The following is a 21,160-nucleotide window of genomic DNA, read 5'->3' as shown; positions in this document are numbered from 1 at the left end:
CGGTCGCTAGGAGAATTCGCGATGGATCTGAAGGAATCCCCGGAGCAGGTCGCGCTCAGGAAGGAGCTGCGCGCCTACTTCGCGTCGCTGCTGCCGGAGGACAAGCGTCGCCGCGCCGGTGAGCAGGGAGTGGGGGGCGAGTACTTCCGCGAGGTCGTCACGCTGCTCGGCAAGGACGGCTGGTTGGGGATCGGCTGGCCCACGGAGTACGGCGGGCAGGGCCGGTCCATCGAGGAGCAGTTCGTCTTCTTCGACGAGGTGCAGCGCGCGGGCCTGCCGTTCCCGTTCGTCACCGTCAACACGGTCGGCCCCACCCTGATGAAGTACGGCACGCAGGAGCAGAAGGACCGCTTCCTGCCCGGCATCCTCTCCGGCGACATCGTCTTCGCCATCGGCTACACCGAGCCGGAGGCCGGCACCGACCTGGCGTCGCTGAAGACCCGCGCGGTGCGCGACGGCGACGAGTGGGTGGTCGACGGCAACAAGATCTTCACCTCGGGCGCCAACACGGCCGACTACGTGTGGCTGGCGTGCCGCACCGACGCCGACGCCCCCAAGCACCGCGGGATCTCGATCCTCATGGTGCCGACCGACGCGCCCGGGTTCTCGTGGTCGCCGATCCACACCGTCGGCGGCCTGTCGGTCACCGCCACCTACTACAGCGGCATCCGCGTCCCCGACCGGGACGTGGTCGGGGAGATCAACGGCGGCTGGCCGCTGATCACCGCCCAGCTCAACCACGAGCGCATCGGCCTGGCCGCGATCGGCGGCCGCACCTACGGGCTGTGGCATCAGGTGCTGGACTGGGCCCGCGAGAACGGCACCATCGAGATTCCCTGGGTGCAGCAGGAATTCGCCCGCACCCACGCCAAGCTCGAGGCGATGCGGCTGCTGAACTGGAAGATGACCGCCGCCGTCGCGGCCGACACCCTCTCCGGCGCGGACGCCGGCGCCACCAAGGTGTACGGCACCGAGACGCACGTCGACGTCTACCGGACGCTGCTGGGCATCCTCGGCGCGGCCGGTCGCATCCGGCCCGAGTCGCCGGGCGCGGTGCTGGCCGGTCAGATCGAGCAGATCTCCCGGCAGGGCATGGTCAACACGTTCGGCGGTGGCGTCAACGAGGTCCTGCGCGACATGGTCGGCACCATGGGCCTGGGCCTGGTGCGGGAGAAGAGGGTCAAGTGAGCGAACTGCTGACCGCGCTGCGCGCGTTCGAGGGGCAGACCCTGACCCCCACGACGTGGGGTCCGGACGAGGTCAACACCCCGATGATCCGGCACTGGGTCGAGACGATGGGCGACACCAGCCCGATCTACCTCGACGACGAGGCCGCCCGCGCCACCGGGCGCGACGGTGCCGTCGCACCCGCGCTCATGACACAGGTGTGGACGATGCGCACCTTCACCGACAAGATGGCGAACAACGACCCGTCACAGGTGTGGACCGACCTGATCGCCACCCTCGACGCCGCCGGGTACACCTCCGTCGTCGCGACCGACTCGGACTTCGAGTTCTTCGCCGAGTTGCGTCCCGGCGACCGGGTCTCGCTCACCGAGGTGATCGAGTCGATCTCGGAGGAGAAGAAGACCGGCCTCGGCGCCGGGCACTTCGTGACCACACTCAAGACGTACCGCAACGGCGCCGGCGAGGTCGTCGCCACCCAGCGGTGGCGCACGCTGCGTTTCCGGCCGAAGGACGCGGGACAGGCGAAGCCGAAGGGGCTGCGGCCGCGCCCGGCGCTCAACGCCGACAACGCCTTCTGGTTCGAGGCGGCGAAGGAGCACCGCCTGGTGATCCAGCGCTGCACGTCGTGCGGCACCCTGCGGCACCCGACCGGGCCGATGTGCGGGCAGTGCCGCTCGCTCGACTGGGACACCGTCGACGCGTCGGGCCGCGGCACCGTCTACAGCTTCGTGGTCAACCACCACCCGCAGATCCCCGGCTTCGAGTACCCGCTCGTCGTGGCGACGATCGAACTCGAGGAGGGCACCCGCCTGATCGCGAACATGACCGGTGTCGCGCCGGACGCGGTGGAGATCGGCATGCCGGTGGAACTGGACTGGATCGACGCCGACCCGGATTTGACGCTGCCCGCGTTCCGGCCGGCCGCACGGGAGGACGCGTAGATGGATTTCAACTTCACCGAAGAGCAGGAAGCGATTCGCGGCCTCGCCCGCGAGGTCTTCACCGGCAAGGCCGGCATCGACCGGGTCAAGCAGGTCGAGCTCGGCGACGAGCGCGTCGACCGGGAGCTGTGGCGCGAACTCGCCACCACCGGTCTGCTCGGCGTCGCCCTGCCCGAGGAGCTCGGCGGCGGCGGTCTCGGATTGTCCGAGCTGTACGTGCTGCTCGAGCAGCAGGGCCGGCACGTGGCGCCCGTCCCGATCTGGCAGTCCGTGCTCGCCGCCCTGGCGGTGGTCGAGTTCGGCACCGACGCGCAGCGCACCGCTCTGGTTCCCGGTGTCGCCGACGGCAGCCGGTTCCTGACGATCGGGCTCGAGGAGTTCGGCCCGTACGTCGACGGTGCTCCGGCGACCACCGCGACCGAGACCGACGGCCGGTGGCACCTGAGCGGCGCCAAGGCCGTCGTCCCGGTCACTCACGTCGCGGAGCGCGCGATCGTGTCGGCGACGACGCCGGCCGGTGCCGCGCTGTTCGTCGTCGACCTTGCCGGTGACGGTGTCTCCGTGGAGCAGACGCAGTCCACCACGTGGGAGATCTGCGGCAACGTCACGTTCGACGGGGCGTCCGCGGAGCTGCTCGGCCCGGCCGACGGCACCGCGGTGCAGTGGTTGCTCGACCGCGTCGAGCTCGCACTTGCCGCCCTGCAGCTCGGTGTCGGTGCGGGGGCGGTCGAGCAGGCCGTCACCTACCTCAACGGGCGCATGCAGTTCGGGCGTCCGCTCGCGACGTTCCAGGCGGTGGGCCATCAGCTCGCCGACTGCTACATCGACCTCGAGGCCATGCGGGTGACGCTGTGGCAGGCGGCCTGGCTGCTCGCCGAGGGCGTGGATCCGGGTACGTCGGTGCTCGTCGCCAAGTGGTGGGCCACCGACGGCGGCCAGCGCGTCGTGCACCGCACGACGCACGTGCACGGCGGCATGGGGGTCGACACCGACTATCCGGTGCACCGGCACCTGTTGTGGGGCAAGCAGATCGGCGCCACTCTCGGCGGGTCCGCGTCGGACCTGGCACGGCTGGGCGCCCAGCTCGCCGCCGGGGTCGAGGTGGTCGCATGACCGCCACCGTGTCCACGGACCGCAGCTACGACGACATCGAGATCGGCGAGGTGCTGCCCGAACTCGCGATCCCGCTCACCCGCACCCTGATCGTCGCGACCGCCCTCGCGACCCGCGACTTCCAGGACGTCCACCACGATCCCGAACTCGCCCGTGAGCGCGGATCGAAGGACGTGTTCATGAACATCCTCACCAGCAACGGCCTGGTGGGCCGGTTCGTCACGGACTGGGCCGGTCCGTGCGCCGTGGTGCGGCGGGTGAAGATCCGCCTGGGCGCGCCGAACTACCCCGGCGACACCATGACGATGACCGGTGAGGTGGTCGGCAAGTCCGACGGGCTCGTCGAGGTCCGGGTCCGCGGGGCCAACAGCCTCGGCGATCACGCCACCGGCACCGTCACGATCGCCTTCACCGACCGGCCGGGAGGAACCCGATGACCAGTCCGCTCTCCGGTGCCGCCGCGATCGTCGGCATCGGCGCCACCGAGTTCTCGAAGAAGTCCGGCCGTTCCGAGCTGCAGCTCGCGTGCGAGGCGATCGTCGCGGCGCTCGCCGATGCCGGCATCGACCCGTCCGAGGTCGACGGCCTGGCCACCTACACGATGGAGACCAACGGCGAGATCCTCGTCGCCCGCAACTGCGGGCTCGGGGAGCTGAAGTTCTTCTCCCGCATCGGGTACGGCGGCGGGGCGGCCTGCGCGACGGTGCAGCAGGCCGCGATGGCCGTCGCGACGGGCGTCGCCGAGGTCGTCGTGGTCTACCGCGCGTTCAACGAACGTTCCGGGGTCCGGTTCGGTCTCGGCCAGCACGACCGGCCGATGGATTCGACCGCCGACCGCGCGGCCTACGCATGGCTGACGCCGCAGGGGCTGGCGACTCCCGCCCAGTGGGTCGCGATGTTCGCCCGCCGGTACATGCACCAGTACGGGGCCACGAGTGAGGATTTCGGCCGGGTGGCCGTCGTCGCCCGCAAGCACGCCGCGAACAACCCGGCGGCGTGGTTCTACGGCAAGCCCATCACGCTCGAGGATCACCAGAACTCGCGGTGGATCGCCGAGCCGCTGCACCTGCTCGACTGCTGCCAGGAAACCGACGGCGGGCAGGCGCTCGTCGTCGTCTCCGCCGAGCGGGCCCGGGACCTGCAGCACACGCCGGTCCTCGTCAAGGGCGCCGCGCAGGGGTCCGGCAAGGACCAGCACATGATGACCAGCTACTACCGGCCGGACATCACCGGCATCCCGGAGATGGGCCTGGTCGGCCGGCAGCTCTACGCGCAGAGCGGCCTGAGCCCGGACGAGATCGACGCCGCGATCCTCTACGACCACTTCACCCCGCTGGTGCTGCCGCAGCTCGAGGAACTCGGCTTCTGCCGCCCCGGCGAGGCGAAGGACTTCATCCGCGAGGGCAACCTCGAGCTCGGCGGCCGGTTGCCGTCCAACACCCACGGCGGGCAGGTCGGCGAGGCGTATCTGCACGGCGTCAACGGCATCGCCGAAGCGGTGCGGCTGCTGCGCGGCACCTCCACCAACCAACCCGACGGCGTCGAGAACGTGCTGGTGACGGCGGGAACCGCGGTTCCCACCTCCGGCCTGATCCTCGGCGCGGCCTGAACCCGGAAGGACACGACATGACGGCAGTGGAGCAGAAGGCCGGGGCGTGGCGCGGTGCCGACCTGGGCACCCGCACGGTGAGTTACGACGAGCGCGACGCGATCCTGTACGCGCTCGCCGTCGGTGCCCAGCCGGCCACCGACCTGGACCTGGTGCTCGAGGACCGGCTGCGGGTGCTGCCGACGTTCGCGCTGACCCTGGCCCAGTGGGCGCCGGACGAGCTGGGCTCGCGCGGTGCGTTCGACACCGGCACCGCACTGCACGGTTCGCAGGAGCTGACCGTGCTGGCTCCGCTGCCGCGCCGCGGTGAGGTGGAGTTGCGGGCGTCGGTGGGCGAGGTGTGGGACAAGGGTGCCGCGGCCGTGTTCGAGGTCCGGGTCGAGTGCGAGTACTTCGTCGCGACCTGGTCGATCTTCGCGCCCGGCGCGGGCGGATTCGGCGGCGAGCGCGGTCCGTCGAAGCCGGCGGGCCCGCAGGGTGAGCCGGAGCTGACCGCCTCGCTGGTCACCGCCGCCAACCAGGCCGCGCTCTACCGGCTCACCGGCGACCGGCACCACATCCACATCGACCCGGAGGCGGCCGCGCGGATCGGGCAACCGCGTCCGATCATGCACGGGCTGTGCACGCTCGCGGCGGCGACGCTGCCGCTGGCGCGGCTCGTCGGTGCGCATCCGGCGGATCTCGCCACGCTGCAGGGCCGCTTCGCGGCGCCGGTGTTCCCCGGCGACGTCGCCGAGCTGCGGGCCTGGGGTGGCCGCGACGACGTGTCGTTCGAGGTGGTCGGGGACGGGCGGGCCGTGATCTCGGGGGCGCGGGCGTCGTTCGCGTGAGGCGGGATCGGTGCCCGGCATCCGGGCACCGATCCGCGCCGGGTCACTTCCCGTGCAGGGCCATGTACCGGGCCGGGAACTCGCCGCCGCCGTGGACGGCGAGGTCGGCGCCGTTGACGTAGGCGGCGAGGTCGCTGCCGAGGAACAGGCAGGCCCGGGCGATGTCCGACGGGACCGCCATCCGCTCCATCGGCAGGGTCCGGGTCACGGCGGCGCCGCCGTCGTCGCCGTACACCGACGCGGCAGCCTCGGTGCGGATCAGGCCGGTGGTGATGTGGTTGACCCGCACCTTCGGGGCCCATTCGAGGGCGAGAGCCTTCGTCAGGCCCAGCAGGCCGGCCTTGGCGGCGGTGTAGGCGGCGGTGCCGGGCTGCGGGTCGTGCGCCGAGACGCTGCCGATGTTGACGATCGCGCCGCCCTCGGGCTGTTCCTGCATCACCCGGTTCGCCGCCTGCGCGGCGTAGAACGGGGCGAGCAGGTTCAGTGCGACGATCTTCTCCACGAAACGCGGGGAGACGGTGGCGGCGTCGGCGTCCGGCGACCCGCCGGCGTTGTTGACGAGCACGTCGAGCCGGCCGAACCGGGCGACGGTGTCGTCGACGAGGCCGGCGACGTCGGCCGGGTCGCGCACGTCGACGGCCCGGAACGCGGCGCTGCGGCCGTCGACCGAGGGCAGCGTCTCGGGTTCGTTGCGGGCGCAGACCAGGACGTCGGCGCCGGCGGCGAGGAAGTGCTCGGCGACGACGAAGCCGATGCCTTTGGTGCCGCCGGTGACGATCACGGCGCGCCCGGTGTGGTCGGCAGGATTGGGAAGGTGCACGTGGCTACCTTTCTGCGAGTTCGGATCGGTTCGAGACTGCTTGCCGTCCGACGTTTTTCGCGGAAGAACAGGGAAACCGGCATAGACAAGCAAGTGCTTGGTCAAGGATAGTGGACGGGAAGCCTGGGACACACCGGGACTTCCGAAGTGGCGAGAGAACCGGAGCAGGACACATGAGCAAGCTGGACGGCAAGGTCGCGCTCATCACGGGCGCGGGGCAGGGGATCGGCCGGGGCATCGCCCTCGCCCTCGCCAAGGAGGGCGTGCGGATCGCGGCGGCCGGCCGCACCGAATCCAAGGTGGTTTCGACGGCCGAGGCGATCGAGGAGCTCGGCGGCAAGGCGCTCGCCGTGCGCTGCGACGTCAGCAACCCAGACGACGTCGACGCGGCGGTCCAGCGCACCGTCGAGCACTTCGGCGGCGTGGACATTCTGGTCAACAACGCCAACAACTGCCGGCCCGGACCGCTGCTGTCGTTCACCGACGACGAGTTCGAGCGCTCCTTCGCCACCGGCCCGCTCGCGACGCTGCGGCTCATGCGGGCCTGCTACCCGGTGATGAAGGAACGCGGGGGCGGATCGATCGTCAACCTCGTCACCTCGGCGGCGGTCCGGTGGGACGCGAGCAACTACGGCGTCTACGGGTCGATCAAGGAGGGCATGCGGTCGCTGACCCGTGCCGCGGCGTGCGAGTGGGGCGTCGACGGCATCCGCGTCAACGCCATTGCCCCCCACGCGCTGTCGCCGGGACTCGAGCGCTGGATGGAACGCAACCCCGAGGAGGCCGAGGAGTTCCGCGCCGGAATCCCCCTGCGCCGCATCGGCGACCCCGAAACCGACATCGGCCGGGCCGTCGTCTTCCTCGTCGGCGAGGACGCCGGCTACCTCACCGGCGCGACCATCCCCCTCGACGGCGGCCAGTCCCGCTGGGGCTGACGCCCCCGGTGCGTCCTTCGGGCTGCCCTGGCAGCCCGAAGGACGCACCGGCGCCGGAGGCGCCTATGCGGTCACCCGGCCCGCGTTGCCGGCGTCGACCGGCAGCACGGTGCCGCTGATGTGGGCACTCGCCTCGGCGGCGAAGAACAGCACCACGCGGGTGATCTCCTCGGGGTCGAGCCACGGCACCGGCTGCGCGTGCAGGCTCTGGAAGACCGGCGCCACGTCGTCGGCGCCGGGGTGCTCGAGATCCGGGCGCATCAGACCGTAGAGGAAGTCGTTGTGGATCATCGGCGTCGAGATGTTCCCGGGCGCGATCGCGTTCACCGTGATCCCGTGCGGAGCCAGATCCAGCGCGGCGCTCTTGGTCAACCCGATCACGCCCCACTTCGACGCGCTGTACGCCGCCATGTTGGTGTTGCCCGCGCGCCCGAGCATCGACGAGATCGTCACGATCCGGCCGTAGCCCCGCTCGACCATGCCGGGCGCCACTGCCCCGACCGTGTTGAACACCCCGGTCAGGTTCGATCCGATCGCCTCGGCCCACTGCGCCTCGGTCATCGACTGGACCGGGGCGGCGACCGACACTCCGGCGTTCGCCACCGCGATGTCGATCCGGCCGAACTCGGCGTGCGCCTGCGCGACCAGTTCGTCCATCGCCGGGCGGTCCGCGCTGTCCAGCTTCGCGGTGAGGCACCGGCGCCCGGTGGCGCGCACCGCCTCCGCCGTCTCCTCCAGGTCGGCCTCGGTGGCCAGCGGGTACGGCACCACGGGGCTGTCGGCACACCGGTCGCACAGCACGATGTCGGCGCCGCGCTCGGCCAGCGCCACCGCGTGGCTGCGTCCCTGTCCGCGTGCCCCGCCCGTGATCAGCGCGACCCGGCCTTCGAACTCACTCATCGATTCACTCCTCCTACTCGGTCAGCAGGTCGATGCTGCTGCCCCGGGAGGGCGTCGACACTCCGGCGATCCCGCTCAGCGGGAGGAGAGCAGGTCGCGGGTCCTCACGCGACGGCCGCGACGGGCACGGACGCAGCGCCCATGCCCGACGGTGCATAACCGGGCCGGTACGACGGTTGCGACCGGTTCCCCGAGACGAGCACCGCGACGACGACGAACGCGACCGCCAGCAGCACGGCCAGCACGCCGACGACCGTCCACAGATCCGGCCGCCACGAGCGCCCGCGGGGCTCGTCACCGTAGGTGAGCCGTTTGACGCGCCGGACCTCGGCACCGGAGATCGGGGGCGGGGCGGCAGGACGCGACGCGGGTGCCGCGGCCGGCTCGCTCGGGGCGAGCAGCCTGGCGATGGGCTGGGTGGCCGCGAGGGGGTCCACCGACTCGGGGTTGTGCATGGTCGTCCGTTCTCCACAGTTACCGACGGCCGTAGATCGACGGTCCCCGCACGCCCGTTACGGTGAGATTCGCCACGCACTCAGGTGGTCCATGCGAATCGGAACCGCTCCACGAGCTCGGCGGGCGGCCGCGCACGGTACTCGTCGAACTCGTAGCTCTTCACCGCCAGCAGCGCCTCGAGCAGCGACGGCCCGAACAGGTCCCCGGCGAGCCGCGACGACGCGAGCGCCGCGAGCAGGTCGTCGGGGCCCGTGGGCAGGAGGCCGACCCCGAGCGCGGCGCGTTCGGCCTCGGTGAGCCGGGCCGGATCGACCGGGACCTCCGCCGGCACCGGCAGCGCATCGACGAGGCCGGCCTGCGCGGCCCCGAGGATCGCCGCGCAGGCGAGGTACGGGTTGGCCGAGGGATCCACCGGTTTGACCTCGAGATGCGCGCCGTGCGGATTCCCACGGGTGAGGGCGCACAGCCGCACCGCGGCCTCGCGGTTCTCGAGTCCCCAGCAGCACCAGGCGCCCGCCCACATGCCCGGGCGCAGGCGCAGGTGCGAGAGCACGGACCCGGTGAGGACGGCACCGAAGTCGGGGAGGGCGCGCAGAATGCCGGCGACGACGCTGCCGCCCGCGTCCGTCATCCCGTGTGGCCCGTCGCCGCCGGACAGCAGCGGCCGCCCGTCCCGGGTGAAGGACACGTGGACGTGGGCGCCGTTGCCCGACCCGCCGGTGACGGGCACGGGCGAGAACGACGCGCGCATCCCGTGGGCGCGCGCGGTGCGACCGATCAGGATGCGCGCGAGAACGAGGTCGTCGGCCGAGCCGACCGGGTCGGCGGGCGACAGGGACAGTTCGAACTGCTGCGCACCGGCCTCGGCGTGGATCTGTTCGATCCCCAGTCCGGCGCCTGCGGCGGCACGCAGCAGGTCGGCGACGAACTCGTCCTGCCCGAGGACGGCGCCGAGTCCGTATGCGGCCCACTCGCCGTGCCCGCCGACGAGCGTGAACTCCACCTCGTGCCCGATCCGGGCCTGCACCCCGATCCCGGCGAGAGCGTCGACGATGCGCTCGAGCACCCCGCGGGTGCACAGCGACGACCGGGTCCCGTCCTGGTCGTACAGGCCGGCAGGAGCCCACCGGATCCCGTCGCCGACGCACCGGAGCCGGTCGCGGTCGATCCGGAGCCGCAGATCACCCGTCACCGACAGCGACGGTGTGAACGCCAGGTGGTCGTCGACGCAGAACACCGCCCAGCTCGGCGACGCCCCGGCGCCGACCTCGGCGAACCACGGAAGCATGTGCGCGGGAAATGCTTTCGCGCGGGAGATGCCGGTGGAGTCGACGATCGAACCGACGATCCGATCTGCCGTCCCGGTGTCGGGTCGTTCCTCCGTCACTGGAAACCTCCCGCACGCGCCGCCGGCCGTCCCGAAGACACAGTAGAGGCGGGGGCGGGTCCCGGGGGCGTCTTCGCCGACACCGGACTGCGCCGGTGACGACCGCCGCGGTCGATGCCGGGATGCAGTGGACGCCGTCCCGGCGGCGGAATTGTGGTCCTCCTCGTCACGCACCGTCGCCGGGGCGGCCGTCCCGGGCGAGCGTCGAGCTCGCGAGGGTGTCCGCTGAGAGGGACGTTCGTTGACACGGCCACGGATGCCTGCGGAATGTAAGTAGGGTCACATTCCATCAGTCGGGAGGGCTGCTCGTCATGACCGTTTCGGAAACTTCGACCGGGTCGGCCACTGCGCCCCGGGATCCGTTCGCCCCCACGATGTTGGGCCCTGTCCGGCTTCGCAACCGCATCATCAAGGCCGCGACGTCGGAGGGGCGTTCACCCGAAGGGCTGGTGACCGACGACCTGATCGACTTCCACCTCGGCTTCGTCCGCGGTGGGGTGGGCATGACGACGGTCGCGTACTGCTGTGTGGCTCCCGAGGGCGCCAGCGCGCCCGGCCAGATACTGATGAACCGGAAGGCGCTTCCCGGGCTGCGGAAGCTGACGGATGCCGTCCACGAGGCCGGCGGCGCAATCTCCGCTCAACTCGGCCACGCCGGTGTCGTGGCCTCGAAGAAGATCACAGGTGTCACCGCGATGGCACCGAGCCGGGTGATCAACCCGTCGTCTTTCGAGTACTGCCGCGAAATCGGTCGTGCCGAGATCCAGAAGGTCGTCGATCAATTCGGTGAGGCGTCCGCCGTCGCGGTCGAGGCCGGGTTCGATGCAATCGAACTGCACTTCGGCCATCTGTATCTGCCGAGCTCGTTTCTCAGTCCGCTTCTGAACCGCAGGAAGGACGAGTACGGGGGCAGCATCGACAATCGCTCCCGTTTCGTCCGTGAGATCGCCCGGCGGGTGCGGGAAGTGGTCGGCACGCGAGTGGCTGTCACCGCGAAGATGAGCATGGACGACGGGATCCGCGGCAGCATCTGGCTCACCGAGTCCCTTCGCACAGCGCAGTTGCTCGACCAGGACCGCAACCTCGATGCGCTCGAGCTGACGCAGGGCTCGTCCTTCTTCAAGCAGATGTACCTGTTCCGCGGCGACGTGCCGGTCGACGAGTTCGCGTCGGTCATGAAGGAACCCTTCAGGACGGGTGTGCGCCTGTTCGGCAAACGGGCGCTGGGTTCGTATCCCTACGAGGATCTGTACATGCTCGAGTCCGCTCGCCAGTTCGTTCCCGTCATGGAGCACACCGCGCTGATCCTCCTGGGTGGGATCAACAACTACGACCACATCACCACCGGAATGCGGGAGGGGTTCGACTTCGTCGCCATGGGGCGCGCGCTGCTGCGGGAGCCGGATCTGATCGAGCGCATCCGCGCGGACCACACGGTGACCGGACGGTGCAACCACAACAACAAGTGCATGTACACCGTCTACGGCCGTACCCACTGTGTGCTCGTCCCCGATGAGCGCCCGGGGAACGTGGCGATCGCGGGTCCGACGCCCTTCACCGCGTCCCGCACGGCCGCACGGTAGCGACCACCGACGCGGCTCGGGAATCCGTTCCGGGCGCTCCCCAGCGGACCGGTCGATGCCGGACGTGCCGACGCATCGGTCCTGCGCGGCACCGCCGCATCGGTCCTGCGCGGCACCGCCGCATCGGTCCTGCGCGGCACCGCCGCGGCGGTCCCGCGGCGGCACCGCAGGACCCGTCACCGCGGTTGATGCTGGGTGATGCAGTGGATGCCGCCCCCGCGGCGGAAGAGCGGCCGTGCGTCCACCCCCACGACGCGCCGGCCGGGATACGCGGCCGCCAGGATCTCCGCGGCCTCGTCGTCGGCGGCGTCGCCGAAGCGGCAGGCGATCACCCCGCCGTTGACGACGTAGTGGTTGATGTAGCTGTAGTCCACCCAGCCCTCGTCGTCGCGCACCGTCGCCGGGGCCGGCACCCGGACGATGCGCCACGGCTCGCCGCGGGCATCGGTGCTGTGCTGCAGCCGGTCGACGATCAGGGCGGTGACGTCGAAGTCCGGGTGGTCCCGGTCGCGCTGGTCGTGGACGAGCACCACACCCGGAGACGCGATCGCGGCGACGATGTCGACGTGCCCGCGCGTGCCGTAGCGTTCCTGGTCCCGCGTCAGCCCGCGTGGCAGCCAGATCGCGCAGGTCGCACCGATGGTGCGCCGCAGTTCCGCCTCGACCGCGGCCTTGTCCAGGTGCGGGTTGCGGCCGGGGTCGAGCTGAACGGTCTCGGTGAGCAGGACGGTGCCGAGACCGTCGACCTGGATGCCGCCGCCCTCGTTGACGAGCGTCGATGCTACACGCTCGACGCCGGCGCGCTCGAGCACGAACGACGCGATCCGGGCGTCGTGGTCCCATCGGGCCCAGTCCTGGGCGCCCCAGCCGTTGAACACCCAGTCGACCCCGCCGCGGCGCCCGTCGTCGTCGAGGACGAAGGTCGGCCCGATGTCGCGCATCCAGGCGTCGTTCAGCGGAGCCTCGATCAGTTCGACGTCGCGGGACAGGTACCGGCGAGCCGCGTCGACCTGGCCGGGATCGGCCACCACGGTGACGGGTTCGAACTCGGCGACGGCATGCGCGACCGCCGCCCACGTGGCGCGGGCCTCGTGGTGCTCCTCCGCGGTGTCGCCCAGCGAGTATCCCTCGGTGGGGAAGGCCATCCACGTGCGCTCGTGCGGTTCGCTCTCCGCGGGCATGCGCCAGCTCATCGCGCGGCTCCGAAGGGTGCGTGCGCGTCCACCGGGGCGGTCAGCGAGCCGTAGGTGTCCGGGCGGCGGGTGGCCAGGAACGGGAACAGCGACAACCAGTCCCGGCGCTGGGCGAGGTCGAGATCGGCCACCAGCACGGCGGATTCGTCGCGCGGTGCCTGCACGAGGATGCGGCCGTACGGATCGGAGACGAACGAGGAGCCGTAGAAGGTGACGGCTCCCTCGCAGCCGTGCCGGTTCGGCACGATCATGAACGTGCCGTTGGCGATGCCGTTTCCGACGATCACCTGCTGCCACAGCGGACGGGTGTCGAACTCGGGATGGTCGGGTTCGGATCCGATCGCCGTCGGGTAGACGAGGATCTCGGCGCCGGCGAGCGAGTACGCGCGCGCCACCTCCGGGAACCATTCGTCCCAGCAGGTCGGCATGCCGATGCGGGCGCCGTCGAGACCGTCGGGGGTGTGGACGGGATACGGGTCGTCGGCCGGTCCGCCCCGGAAGTAGGTGTCCTCGTGGTATCCGGCGGTCACGGGGATGTGCAGTTTCCGGGTGCGGGCCACGGGTTCGCCGGCCGGGGAGACGAGGACGGCGGTGTTGTAGCCGAGTCCGTCGGCACCGTCGGCACGTTCGTAGAGGGAGGCGTGCACGAACACGCCGTGGGCGGAGGCGGCGGCCGCGGCGAAGGCGACGGTCGGGCCGGTCCGCAGGTCCTCGGCGGTCCGGGCGGCGTCGGCGCCGCCGGGTGTGTCGGCCGGGTAGCGACTGAGGGTGAGTTCGGGCAGGAACACGACGCGTGCGCCCAGCCCGGCGGCGGCGGCGATGCCCTCGGTGAGTTCGGCGCGCAACGTCCGTTCGTCGTCGTGCCAGCGGTGCTGGACCAGTCCGACGCGCAGCGGCGGCCGATCGGGGGATTCCACCCGGCACAGCGAGTCGGGCGGCGTGGTGGCGGTGATGGTGAGCATGGAGTCCTCGGGAATCGGTCCGGGGGATAAAACGAATTTGATTCGTTAAGTATGGTGGACGAGCGCGTTCAGGGCAAGAGCCCACGACGATTTCGAGGAGTGTTCGTATGCCACGACCGCCCAAGCGGCTGCTCTCGCCCGAGATCATCACGGACGCAGCCATTCGGATGGTGGACACCGCGGGGGACTTCACCATGCCCGGACTGGCCGAACGGCTGAAGGTGCGGCCGTCGTCGCTGTACAACCACGTGTCCGGACGCGCCGAGATCGTCGAGGCCATGCGGGCACGCATCATGTCCACCATCGTCGTGGGCGACCCGGCCGGCGACTGGTCCGAGACCGTCGCCGCCCTCGCCCGCGAGTACCGTCGCGCCTACGCCGCGCATCCGCGGCTGATCCCGCTGTTCACCGCGCAGACCGTGCAGTCACCGGTCGCGTTCGGGATGTACAACTCTCTGGCACAGGCTTTCACCGATGCCGGGTTCACGCCGGAGCAGGTGCTGCATGCCGTCACGACGGTGGACAGCTTCGTTCTCGGCTCGGCGCTCGATCTCGCCGCACCCGAGGTGGTGTGGGCGAGCGTCCCCGAAACCGGGGACGCGATGCGCGCCGCGCTGCAGACCGCCGGCCCGAATCCGCAACGGGCCGATGCCGCCTTCGAATTCGGCCTGCGCGTACTGGTCGCCGGCCTGATCGCACAGACGCCGGCCGGGCGCTGAGCGCCCGGCCGGCGGGGATCGGTGCGGCCCGAGGTCAACCGCGGTCGGTGGAGAGCACGTCCGTCTCACCGGTGAGCGCGGCGGTACTGCGCGTGAGGGTCTCCCCACGGAAGAACTGCGGGTTGCGGACCCGCATCACCAGCATCAGGACCGCGCCGAGCAGCAGGATCCCGAAGCCGAGGAAGAACACCAGCCCGACCCCACCGATCTCGGCACCGCTGCCGTTGTCGGGATTCATGCTCTCGCCCACGGAGATCGCGAAGACGGCGGCGAGCATGATCCCGCCCGACAGGGGGAAGGCGAAGCGGAACACGGCGTTGCGGGCGCTGGTGAACAGCCGTCCGCGGAAGTACCACACGCACGCGAACGCGGTGATCCCGTAGTACCAGCAGATCATGATCCCCAGCGCCGCAATGGTGTCGAGCAGGGTCCGTTCGGACAGGAACGTCACGCCCGCGTAGAACACGGCGGTGACGACCCCGGCGACGACCGTCGCGTACGAGGGCACCAGAAAGCGGGGGTGCACCGCGGCCAGCCGGCGCGGGAACGCGCCGTAGGCGCCCATGGCGAGCATCGTCCGCGCCGCGGGCAGGAAGGTGGTCTGCAGACTTGCCACCGACGAGACGAAGATGGCGAGGAAGAGCAGCAGGCCGCCCCACTGGCCCAGGACGGGATCGGCGAGGGCGCCGAAGATGTTCTCGGAGTTGTCGGGATTGCCCAGCCCGAGACCCGTCGTGCCGACTCCCGCGTACATCATCGCCGCGACCGACACGAGCAGGTAGGTCAGCAGGATCGTTGCCACGCACAGCAACCCGGCCCGCCCCGGGGTCTTCTTCGGGTCCCGGGACTCCTCCCCGAGGGTCAGGCACGTGTCCCATCCCCAGAACGCGAAGATCGACCCGGTCACGCCGATTACGAAGGCGCCGAGCGCGAGCCCGTGGAACGGGTCGAACCAGTCCGCGTCGAACGAGAGTCCGGCGGGCGCGTCGCCCGCGCCGACGTGCACGAGCGCCGCGACCGCGAACGCGAGCAGAAGCACCATCTGGAAGCCGACGAGCGCGTACTGGACGCGTTCGCTGGTGGTGATGCCACGGCTCGCGATCCACGTCGCGATCGCGACGAACACCAGGGTCGTGCCGACGTTGACGAGCTTGTTCCCGGGTAGATCCGCGAGCGCGGCGTCTCCGGTGACCCGAGCGAGGAACAGGTAGAAGAACTGGACGGCGATCGCGGCCAGATTGGACAGCACGATGATCGTCGCGATGACCATGCCCCAGCCGCACATCCACCCGACGTACGGGCCGAAGGCTTTCGTCGACCACGTGAACGACGCTCCGCAGTCCGGTGATTCGGAGTTGAGCTCCCGGTAGGCATACGCCGTGAGGAACATCGGGATGAACCCGGCGATGAAGATCGCCGGCATCTTCAGCCCCACGGCCGCGACGATCAGGCCGATGCTCGCCGTCAGCGTGTACCCCGGCGCGACGGACGAGATGCCCAGGACGGCCCCGGCGAACGTGCCGATCCGGCCGGCGGCCAGGCCCTTGGAGACGACCCCGTCGGTGGGTGCGGTCATCGGGATGACCTCCCGGATCTCGGTGGTGGGAAGCGAATTCGTCATGACGGGTCTACTCACTGTTCTCGAACTCGTGCTTGGGAACGACGATCATGGGCACCGGAACGACCCGCAACATCTTCGCTGCCGTCGAACCCAGGAAGAGCCGGTGCGGTTGGGCGAGCCGGCTCGAGCCGACCATCACGACGTCGCCGTCGTGCCATTCGAGCTTCGCCACCGCCGATTCGACGGTGTCCCCGTCCGCGACGAGCGACCTGACCGGGTAGTCGCCGGGAAGCTCGGCGCGGGCGGTGTCCAGCAGGGTGCGGGCGTGGTCCCGCGCCGACTCGAGGGCGAGCTCGTGCGACTTGCGCGCGTCGCGGCCGAGAGCCTGCGGGTCGAGGGCGACGAGCGAGACGAGCCGCAGCGGCGTGCGCATCCGCTCGCAGGCGCGGACCGCGGTCCTGAGCAGGACGTCCGCTCCGGTGCGGGTGCCGAGTGCGCACGTGACCTCGCGGACGTGGGGCGCGGCGGAGTGCCGGAATCCACGCGGTGCCAGGGCCAGCGGCACGGGCGCCGAATGCAGCAGCTCGGAGGACACCGTGCCGACGGAGTGCCGGCCGAGGAGCCCGTCGCCCGCCGCCCCGAGAACGACGGCGCGCGCGCCGAGCCGGGCCACCTCGTCGAGCAGGCCCTGCGCGAAGGAGTCGTGGAAGCTCAGGTGCGTGTGTGCCCGCACGTCGTCGGGCACCGTGGCCGCCGCCTGGGCGAGCCATGCTTCGCCCGTGCCGGCGAGGACGTCCTCGTATCCGGGTTCGGCGGGCACCCGGGAGGGCACCGGGCGGTCCGGGGGCAGGACCATACAGATGTCGAGTTCGGCGCCCAGACTGCGGGCCAGCTGGACGCCGAGCGCCAGCCCGTCCGCGCCGCTGGGGGTGGCGAGGTATCCGACAACCAGTCTCATGGGATTCCGATCCGGTAGGGGAAGCCGGCGGTAGGGGTACGGCCGGCTTCCGGCAACGGCGCGGTGGGGCCGCGGAGGGTCAGTCGTGGGTGCTCATGACGTGCTTGATACGGGTGTAGTCCTCGACGCTGTAGGCGGAGAGGTCCTTGCCGTAGCCGGACTGCTTGAACCCACCGTGCGGCATCTCCGCGACGAGCGGGATGTGGCAGTTGATCCACACCGCGCCGAAGTCGAGCGCGGCGGACAGCCGCTGGGTGCGCCCGTGATCGCGGGTCCACACGCTCGCGGCGAGCCCGTAGCGGACGTCGTTGGCCAGCGCGACGGCCTCGTCCTCGGTGGCGAAGGACTGCACCGTCAGGACCGGGCCGAAGGTCTCGTCCTGCACGATGGGGTCGTGCTGATCCACGCCGGTGACGATCGTCGGTTCGAAGAAGAAGCCCTTCTCGCCGGCGCGCTTGCCGCCGGTGACGATCGTCGCCGAGGCGGGCAGGGCGGCGATCTTCTCGGTGACGCGCTGGAAGTGCACGGCGTTGTTGAGCGGGCCGTAGAAGGCGTCCGGGTCGTCGGGCCGGCCCGGACGCAGCTGCTCGGCCTGCCGCACCAGCGCGTCGACGAGGTCGTCGTGGATCGACTCGTGGACCAGTACCCGGGTGGCGGCCGTGCAGTCCTGGCCGCCGTTGAAGAAGGCGGCCGCCGCGACGGCTTCGGCGGTCTTCGGCACGTCGGCGTCGTCGAACACCAGGACGGGGGCCTTGCCGCCGAGTTCGAGGTGCGCGCGCTTGAGCTGCCGGGCCGCGGAGATCGCCACCTCGGTGCCGGCGCGGACCGAGCCGGTGATCGACACCAGGCCGAGCGCGGGATGCTCGACGAGGGCGGTGCCGGTGGCGGCGTTGCCGAGCACGACGTTGAAGACGCCGTCGGGCAGGATGCCCCGGGTCAGGCGGGCCAGCACCAGCGTGCTGTCGGGGGTGGTGTCGCTCGGCTTGAGCACGATCGTGTTACCGGCCGCGAGCGCGGGCCCGATCTTCCACAGCGCCATCATCAGCGGGTAGTTCCAGGGCGTGACCTGCCCGACCACGCCGATCGGCTCGCGCCGCACGTAGGAGGTGTGGCCCTCCATGTACTCGCCGGCCGCCTTGCCCTCGAGCATGCGGGCCGCGCCGGCGAAGAAGCGCAGCTGGTCCGCGCCGACCTTGACCTCCTCGTCGGCGATCATGGATTTCGGCTGGCCGGTGTTGCGGCACTCCGCCTCGACGAGTTCGTCGCAGTGCTCTTCGAGGGCGTCGGCGAGCTTCAGCAGCGCCGTCTGGCGTTCCTTGGGGGTGGTCCTGCCCCAGGTCCGGAACGCGCGCTGCGCGGCCGCGACGGCGGCGTCGACGTCGGCGGCGGTCGACACCGGGATCGAGCCGACGAGGGATTCGTCGACCGGGTCGATCAGCGGCAGGGATTGCGTGGCCGTCGAGGGCACGAAGGCGCCGTCGATGTAGTTCTCGCGGAGATCGGTCATGGCGGGGTTCCTCTCGGAGGCCTGCCCGGCCGGGGGCAGGGACTCTGGTGATCAGTGTGGGCCGCACCGGTGGTGCCGGGCCAGGGGATCCGGCCGGCGGATGGGGTGCGGAGGGTTCGGAGGGCGGCGCCGCCGGAGGGGCGGCGTCGCCGGGACCGGAATGCTCACCTCGTCGTGAGCGGGCCTGATGCCGAAACCGGCGCCGGGCGAGCGTGAAAAGTGTTGTGGAACAGTATGTTCGGTCTTGTCGTGGTCCGGCCGGTCAGTGCGTCGGGGCGCCGGACGCTGCGGTCGCCGTCGCGGGGGAGCCGAGGGCGTCGAGGATGCGCCGGGCCGTGTCCTCGCCCATGCGCACGGCGCCGTCGACATGCTGGTAGCCCTCGGCGGCGAGGTCGGACGACGAGAAGAGGATCGGTCCGACGGGGGTGAGCTGGTCCTTGCCGTAGCGGTGCAGTCCGCCGAGATCGTAGCTCGCCGCGTAGGCCCCGCGGGTCCACTCCTCCGAACCCCAGTCGGATTCGTAGTAGACCACCGGGTTCAGCGCCTTCTCGCCGAGATAACCAGCCATGGACGAGAGGATCGCGGCCTTGCGTTCCGCGGCGGAGAGCTCGAAGACGGCGTCGGCCTTCTCGTCCGCCACGAAGGCCACCAGGGTGCCCCGCGGATCCTCGAAATTGGTGTTGTCGTAGATCTCCTGGACGAGTGCCCCGGCGCCGAAGCACGTGCCGGACAGGCCCTCTTCACGCCAGAACGGGGTGTCGTACACGGCGTGCACCTTGATGACGAGCCCGAGGGACTGGTGCTGGTGCATCTGGTGCTGGCGGCGCGGCAGCGGCGGGACGTAGGAGATGCGGGAGTACAGGTTCGGCGGCACGGCCAGCACGGCGAACCGGGCATCGACGGCGACCCCGTCGGCCACCGCGCGCACGCGCCCCGGTGCCCCGGCCTCCTCACCTTCGGACCAGTGCAGGGTCCGCACCGGATTGCCGAGAAACACGTCGTCGCCCAGCTTTTCGGCCAGCCGCTCCGACACCTGCTGCATACCGCCGACGACGCGCTTGTCGAGGATGAAGTCCTCGTCCACGAGGTTGCTGAACGAACCCGCGGAGGCCGCCATGAGGATCGCCTGCAGCGCGGAGAACGCGTGGGCCGGCTTGGTGAGCATGCCCCCGGCGATGAACAGCCCGATGTTGGCGCACGCCTCCTCGTCGTCCGAGTTGGCCCGGAGCCAGTGGTGGAAGGAGACGGTGTCGAGTTCCCGCGCCCGCGGATGCGCCCACGGCTCGTGGGGGCCGATCTCGGCGGCGAGCTCGTCGAGCAGCGCGATCAGCTTGTCCATCTCGGCGCGGGTGCGCTCGGACGTGGGGAACGTCTCGCCGCGGTACCGGACGGGCCGGCCCTCGGCGTCGAGGTAGATGTTCTCGCCCTCGCGGTAGCGGGCGAACGTCCGCAGGCCCAGTTCGTCGAGGAGGGCGATCAGGGCGGTCTGGTCGGGGGACACCCACTGACCGCCGATCTCGAGCATCGCTCCGTCGATGGTGTCGGTCCAGGTGCGGCCGCCGACACGGTCGCGGGCTTCGAGGACGGCGACCCGCAGGCCCGCCTGCCGCAGGCGGTGGGCGGCGGTCAGACCGGACGGGCCCGCCCCCACGACGACGACGTCACGCTCGATGGATTGCATGGGATTCCCCTTCGAGAAAATGAACGACATTCATATGTGTCGCATCACACTGTAACCTCATCGAGGCGCGAGGAGAAGACCTTCGCGGCAATTCGTGGCCGGGAATCGTGAGACGAAGGGAAGCGGCGTGGGAGAGGGGACGCACCGGCGCGCCGGTCGGCCGTCGACGAAAGTGCTGTCTCGGCAAGTGATCACCGACGCCGCGCTCGACGTGATCGAACACGGCGGCTACGACGCCTTCACCGTCGCCAAGCTCGCCCGCGCCCTCGGTGTGGCCCCGTCCGCCCTGTACAACCACGTGAGCTCGAAGCAGGACGTCCTGCTGTGGGTGCAGGAGGATCTCATGACCAAGGTCGACGTGAGCGGGTTCGGCGTCGAGCCGTGGGCCGTGGCGACGCGGCGCTGGGCCCTGTCCTACCGGGACGTGTTCGCCCGGCACGCGCCGCTGGTCCCGGTGATCGCCGTGATGCCCGTGGCGGGCGCGCCCCGCACGCTGGCGGTCTACGAGGCGGTGGCCGCGGGCTTCGCCGACGCCGGGTGGCCGATCGAGACCATCGTGCCGGTCGTCGTCGCGCTGGAGTCGTTCATCTTCGGCTCCGCGCTCGACGCCAACGCCCCGGCCGACATCTTCGACACCGCCGACCTCGCCGACGGCAGCCCGGTGTTCACCGCAGCGATCGACGCGTTCGCCGGATCGGGCGGCGACTACACCCCGGACGCAGGTTTCGACGCCGGCCTCGACGCCATGATCGCCGGACTCGAGGCCCGCCTGGACCGGCTTCGGAAGGGCTGATCCGCAACAGGATACGGCTCGGTC

20 protein-coding genes are annotated in these 21,160 nt (G+C 70.9%); 10 read left to right on the top strand and 10 right to left on the bottom strand.

Features of this window, described 5'->3' with window-relative positions; translation table 11 throughout:
* Positions 1 to 21: 21 nt before the first annotated feature.
* The 6 genes from ACM26Y_RS20845 to ACM26Y_RS20820 are packed head-to-tail and all read left to right on the top strand — an operon-like array spanning position 22 to position 5,681.
* A complete protein-coding gene (locus ACM26Y_RS20845) occupies positions 22 to 1,188 on the top strand; it encodes an acyl-CoA dehydrogenase family protein (RefSeq protein WP_289380113.1) in 1,167 nt (388 codons plus the stop codon).
* On the top strand, positions 1,185 to 2,129 hold the full coding sequence (locus ACM26Y_RS20840; protein WP_054371277.1) for a bifunctional MaoC family dehydratase N-terminal/OB-fold nucleic acid binding domain-containing protein: 945 nt from the start codon (positions 1,185 to 1,187) through the stop codon (positions 2,127 to 2,129). Before ACM26Y_RS20845 ends, ACM26Y_RS20840 begins: the two co-directional genes overlap by 4 nt.
* Positions 2,130 to 3,242: an acyl-CoA dehydrogenase family protein gene (locus tag ACM26Y_RS20835; protein ID WP_416061820.1), complete on the top strand. Its 1,113-nt coding sequence runs from the start codon at positions 2,130 to 2,132 to the stop codon at positions 3,240 to 3,242.
* Entirely contained in the window at positions 3,239 to 3,679 is a 441-nt protein-coding gene (locus ACM26Y_RS20830; protein WP_003934694.1) for a MaoC family dehydratase, read from the top strand. The genes ACM26Y_RS20835 and ACM26Y_RS20830 overlap by 4 nt, the downstream gene beginning before the upstream one ends.
* Complete coding sequence (locus ACM26Y_RS20825; protein WP_268965719.1) at positions 3,676 to 4,851, top strand: lipid-transfer protein; 1,176 nt, start codon at positions 3,676 to 3,678, stop codon at positions 4,849 to 4,851. The genes ACM26Y_RS20830 and ACM26Y_RS20825 overlap by 4 nt, the downstream gene beginning before the upstream one ends.
* Before the next feature lie 17 nt (positions 4,852 to 4,868).
* Positions 4,869 to 5,681 (top strand): MaoC/PaaZ C-terminal domain-containing protein, encoded by an 813-nt coding sequence (locus tag ACM26Y_RS20820; protein WP_371382232.1) that lies wholly within the window; start codon positions 4,869 to 4,871, stop codon positions 5,679 to 5,681.
* A gap of 43 nt (positions 5,682 to 5,724) precedes the next feature.
* Here the strand turns inward: ACM26Y_RS20820 and ACM26Y_RS20815 are convergent, their stop codons facing one another.
* Positions 5,725 to 6,501 carry an SDR family oxidoreductase gene (locus ACM26Y_RS20815; RefSeq protein ID WP_003934691.1) on the bottom strand — a complete coding sequence of 259 codons (777 nt, stop codon included), beginning with the start codon at positions 6,499 to 6,501 and terminating at the stop codon, positions 5,725 to 5,727.
* Between the two features lie 173 nt (positions 6,502 to 6,674).
* Here ACM26Y_RS20815 and ACM26Y_RS20810 point away from each other — a divergent pair, with 173 nt between their 5' ends.
* Positions 6,675 to 7,436, top strand: coding sequence for an SDR family NAD(P)-dependent oxidoreductase (locus ACM26Y_RS20810; RefSeq protein WP_416061819.1), 762 nt, complete (start codon positions 6,675 to 6,677; stop codon positions 7,434 to 7,436).
* 63 nt (positions 7,437 to 7,499) lie between these two features.
* Here the strand turns inward: ACM26Y_RS20810 and ACM26Y_RS20805 are convergent, their stop codons facing one another.
* From ACM26Y_RS20805 to ACM26Y_RS20795, 3 genes are all read right to left on the bottom strand, one after another.
* Positions 7,500 to 8,336, bottom strand: a complete 837-nt coding sequence (locus tag ACM26Y_RS20805; RefSeq protein ID WP_416061818.1) for a mycofactocin-coupled SDR family oxidoreductase — start codon at positions 8,334 to 8,336, stop codon at positions 7,500 to 7,502.
* Between the two features lie 104 nt (positions 8,337 to 8,440).
* The gene (locus tag ACM26Y_RS20800) at positions 8,441 to 8,791 is read right to left on the bottom strand and encodes a hypothetical protein (RefSeq protein ID WP_416061817.1); all 351 of its coding nucleotides are present in this window, start codon (positions 8,789 to 8,791) and stop codon (positions 8,441 to 8,443) included.
* A gap of 80 nt (positions 8,792 to 8,871) precedes the next feature.
* Positions 8,872 to 10,179, bottom strand: coding sequence for a glutamine synthetase (locus ACM26Y_RS20795; RefSeq protein WP_416061816.1), 1,308 nt, complete (start codon positions 10,177 to 10,179; stop codon positions 8,872 to 8,874).
* 311 nt (positions 10,180 to 10,490) lie between these two features.
* On the opposite strand from ACM26Y_RS20795, the gene ACM26Y_RS20790 reads away from it, so the two are divergent.
* Positions 10,491 to 11,762 carry an NADH:flavin oxidoreductase gene (locus tag ACM26Y_RS20790; protein WP_416061815.1) on the top strand — a complete coding sequence of 424 codons (1,272 nt, stop codon included), beginning with the start codon at positions 10,491 to 10,493 and terminating at the stop codon, positions 11,760 to 11,762.
* 176 nt (positions 11,763 to 11,938) lie between these two features.
* Here the strand turns inward: ACM26Y_RS20790 and ACM26Y_RS20785 are convergent, their stop codons facing one another.
* A complete protein-coding gene (locus tag ACM26Y_RS20785) occupies positions 11,939 to 12,955 on the bottom strand; it encodes an agmatine deiminase family protein (RefSeq protein WP_416061814.1) in 1,017 nt (338 codons plus the stop codon).
* Positions 12,952 to 13,917: a nitrilase-related carbon-nitrogen hydrolase gene (locus tag ACM26Y_RS20780; RefSeq protein WP_416061813.1), complete on the bottom strand. Its 966-nt coding sequence runs from the start codon at positions 13,915 to 13,917 to the stop codon at positions 12,952 to 12,954. The genes ACM26Y_RS20785 and ACM26Y_RS20780 overlap by 4 nt, the downstream gene beginning before the upstream one ends.
* A 107-nt stretch (positions 13,918 to 14,024) precedes the next feature.
* Here ACM26Y_RS20780 and ACM26Y_RS20775 point away from each other — a divergent pair, with 107 nt between their 5' ends.
* On the top strand, positions 14,025 to 14,636 hold the full coding sequence (locus ACM26Y_RS20775) for a TetR/AcrR family transcriptional regulator C-terminal domain-containing protein (RefSeq protein ID WP_289380646.1): 612 nt from the start codon (positions 14,025 to 14,027) through the stop codon (positions 14,634 to 14,636).
* 34 nt (positions 14,637 to 14,670) lie between these two features.
* Here the strand turns inward: ACM26Y_RS20775 and ACM26Y_RS20770 are convergent, their stop codons facing one another.
* From ACM26Y_RS20770 to ACM26Y_RS20755, 4 genes are all read right to left on the bottom strand, one after another.
* Positions 14,671 to 16,212 carry an APC family permease gene (locus ACM26Y_RS20770; RefSeq protein WP_416063722.1) on the bottom strand — a complete coding sequence of 514 codons (1,542 nt, stop codon included), beginning with the start codon at positions 16,210 to 16,212 and terminating at the stop codon, positions 14,671 to 14,673.
* A 52-nt stretch (positions 16,213 to 16,264) separates the two neighbouring features.
* Positions 16,265 to 17,155: a universal stress protein gene (locus ACM26Y_RS20765; RefSeq protein ID WP_289380644.1), complete on the bottom strand. Its 891-nt coding sequence runs from the start codon at positions 17,153 to 17,155 to the stop codon at positions 16,265 to 16,267.
* A gap of 79 nt (positions 17,156 to 17,234) precedes the next feature.
* Positions 17,235 to 18,662: a gamma-aminobutyraldehyde dehydrogenase gene (locus tag ACM26Y_RS20760; RefSeq protein WP_416061812.1), complete on the bottom strand. Its 1,428-nt coding sequence runs from the start codon at positions 18,660 to 18,662 to the stop codon at positions 17,235 to 17,237.
* Positions 18,663 to 18,924: 262 nt separating this feature from the next.
* Positions 18,925 to 20,343, bottom strand: a complete 1,419-nt coding sequence (locus ACM26Y_RS20755; RefSeq protein WP_416061811.1) for a flavin monoamine oxidase family protein — start codon at positions 20,341 to 20,343, stop codon at positions 18,925 to 18,927.
* Between the two features lie 187 nt (positions 20,344 to 20,530).
* Here ACM26Y_RS20755 and ACM26Y_RS20750 point away from each other — a divergent pair, with 187 nt between their 5' ends.
* Entirely contained in the window at positions 20,531 to 21,136 is a 606-nt protein-coding gene (locus tag ACM26Y_RS20750; protein WP_416061810.1) for a TetR family transcriptional regulator, read from the top strand.
* The last annotated feature ends 24 nt before the right edge of the window (positions 21,137 to 21,160 follow it).

Source organism: Rhodococcus indonesiensis (genome assembly GCF_047782815.1).
In the GTDB taxonomy this organism is placed as follows: Bacteria; Actinomycetota; Actinomycetes; order Mycobacteriales; family Mycobacteriaceae; genus Rhodococcus; species Rhodococcus indonesiensis.
The sequence above is the reverse complement of the archived record's forward strand: the minus strand, read 5'-3'. Positions and strand labels throughout refer to the sequence as shown.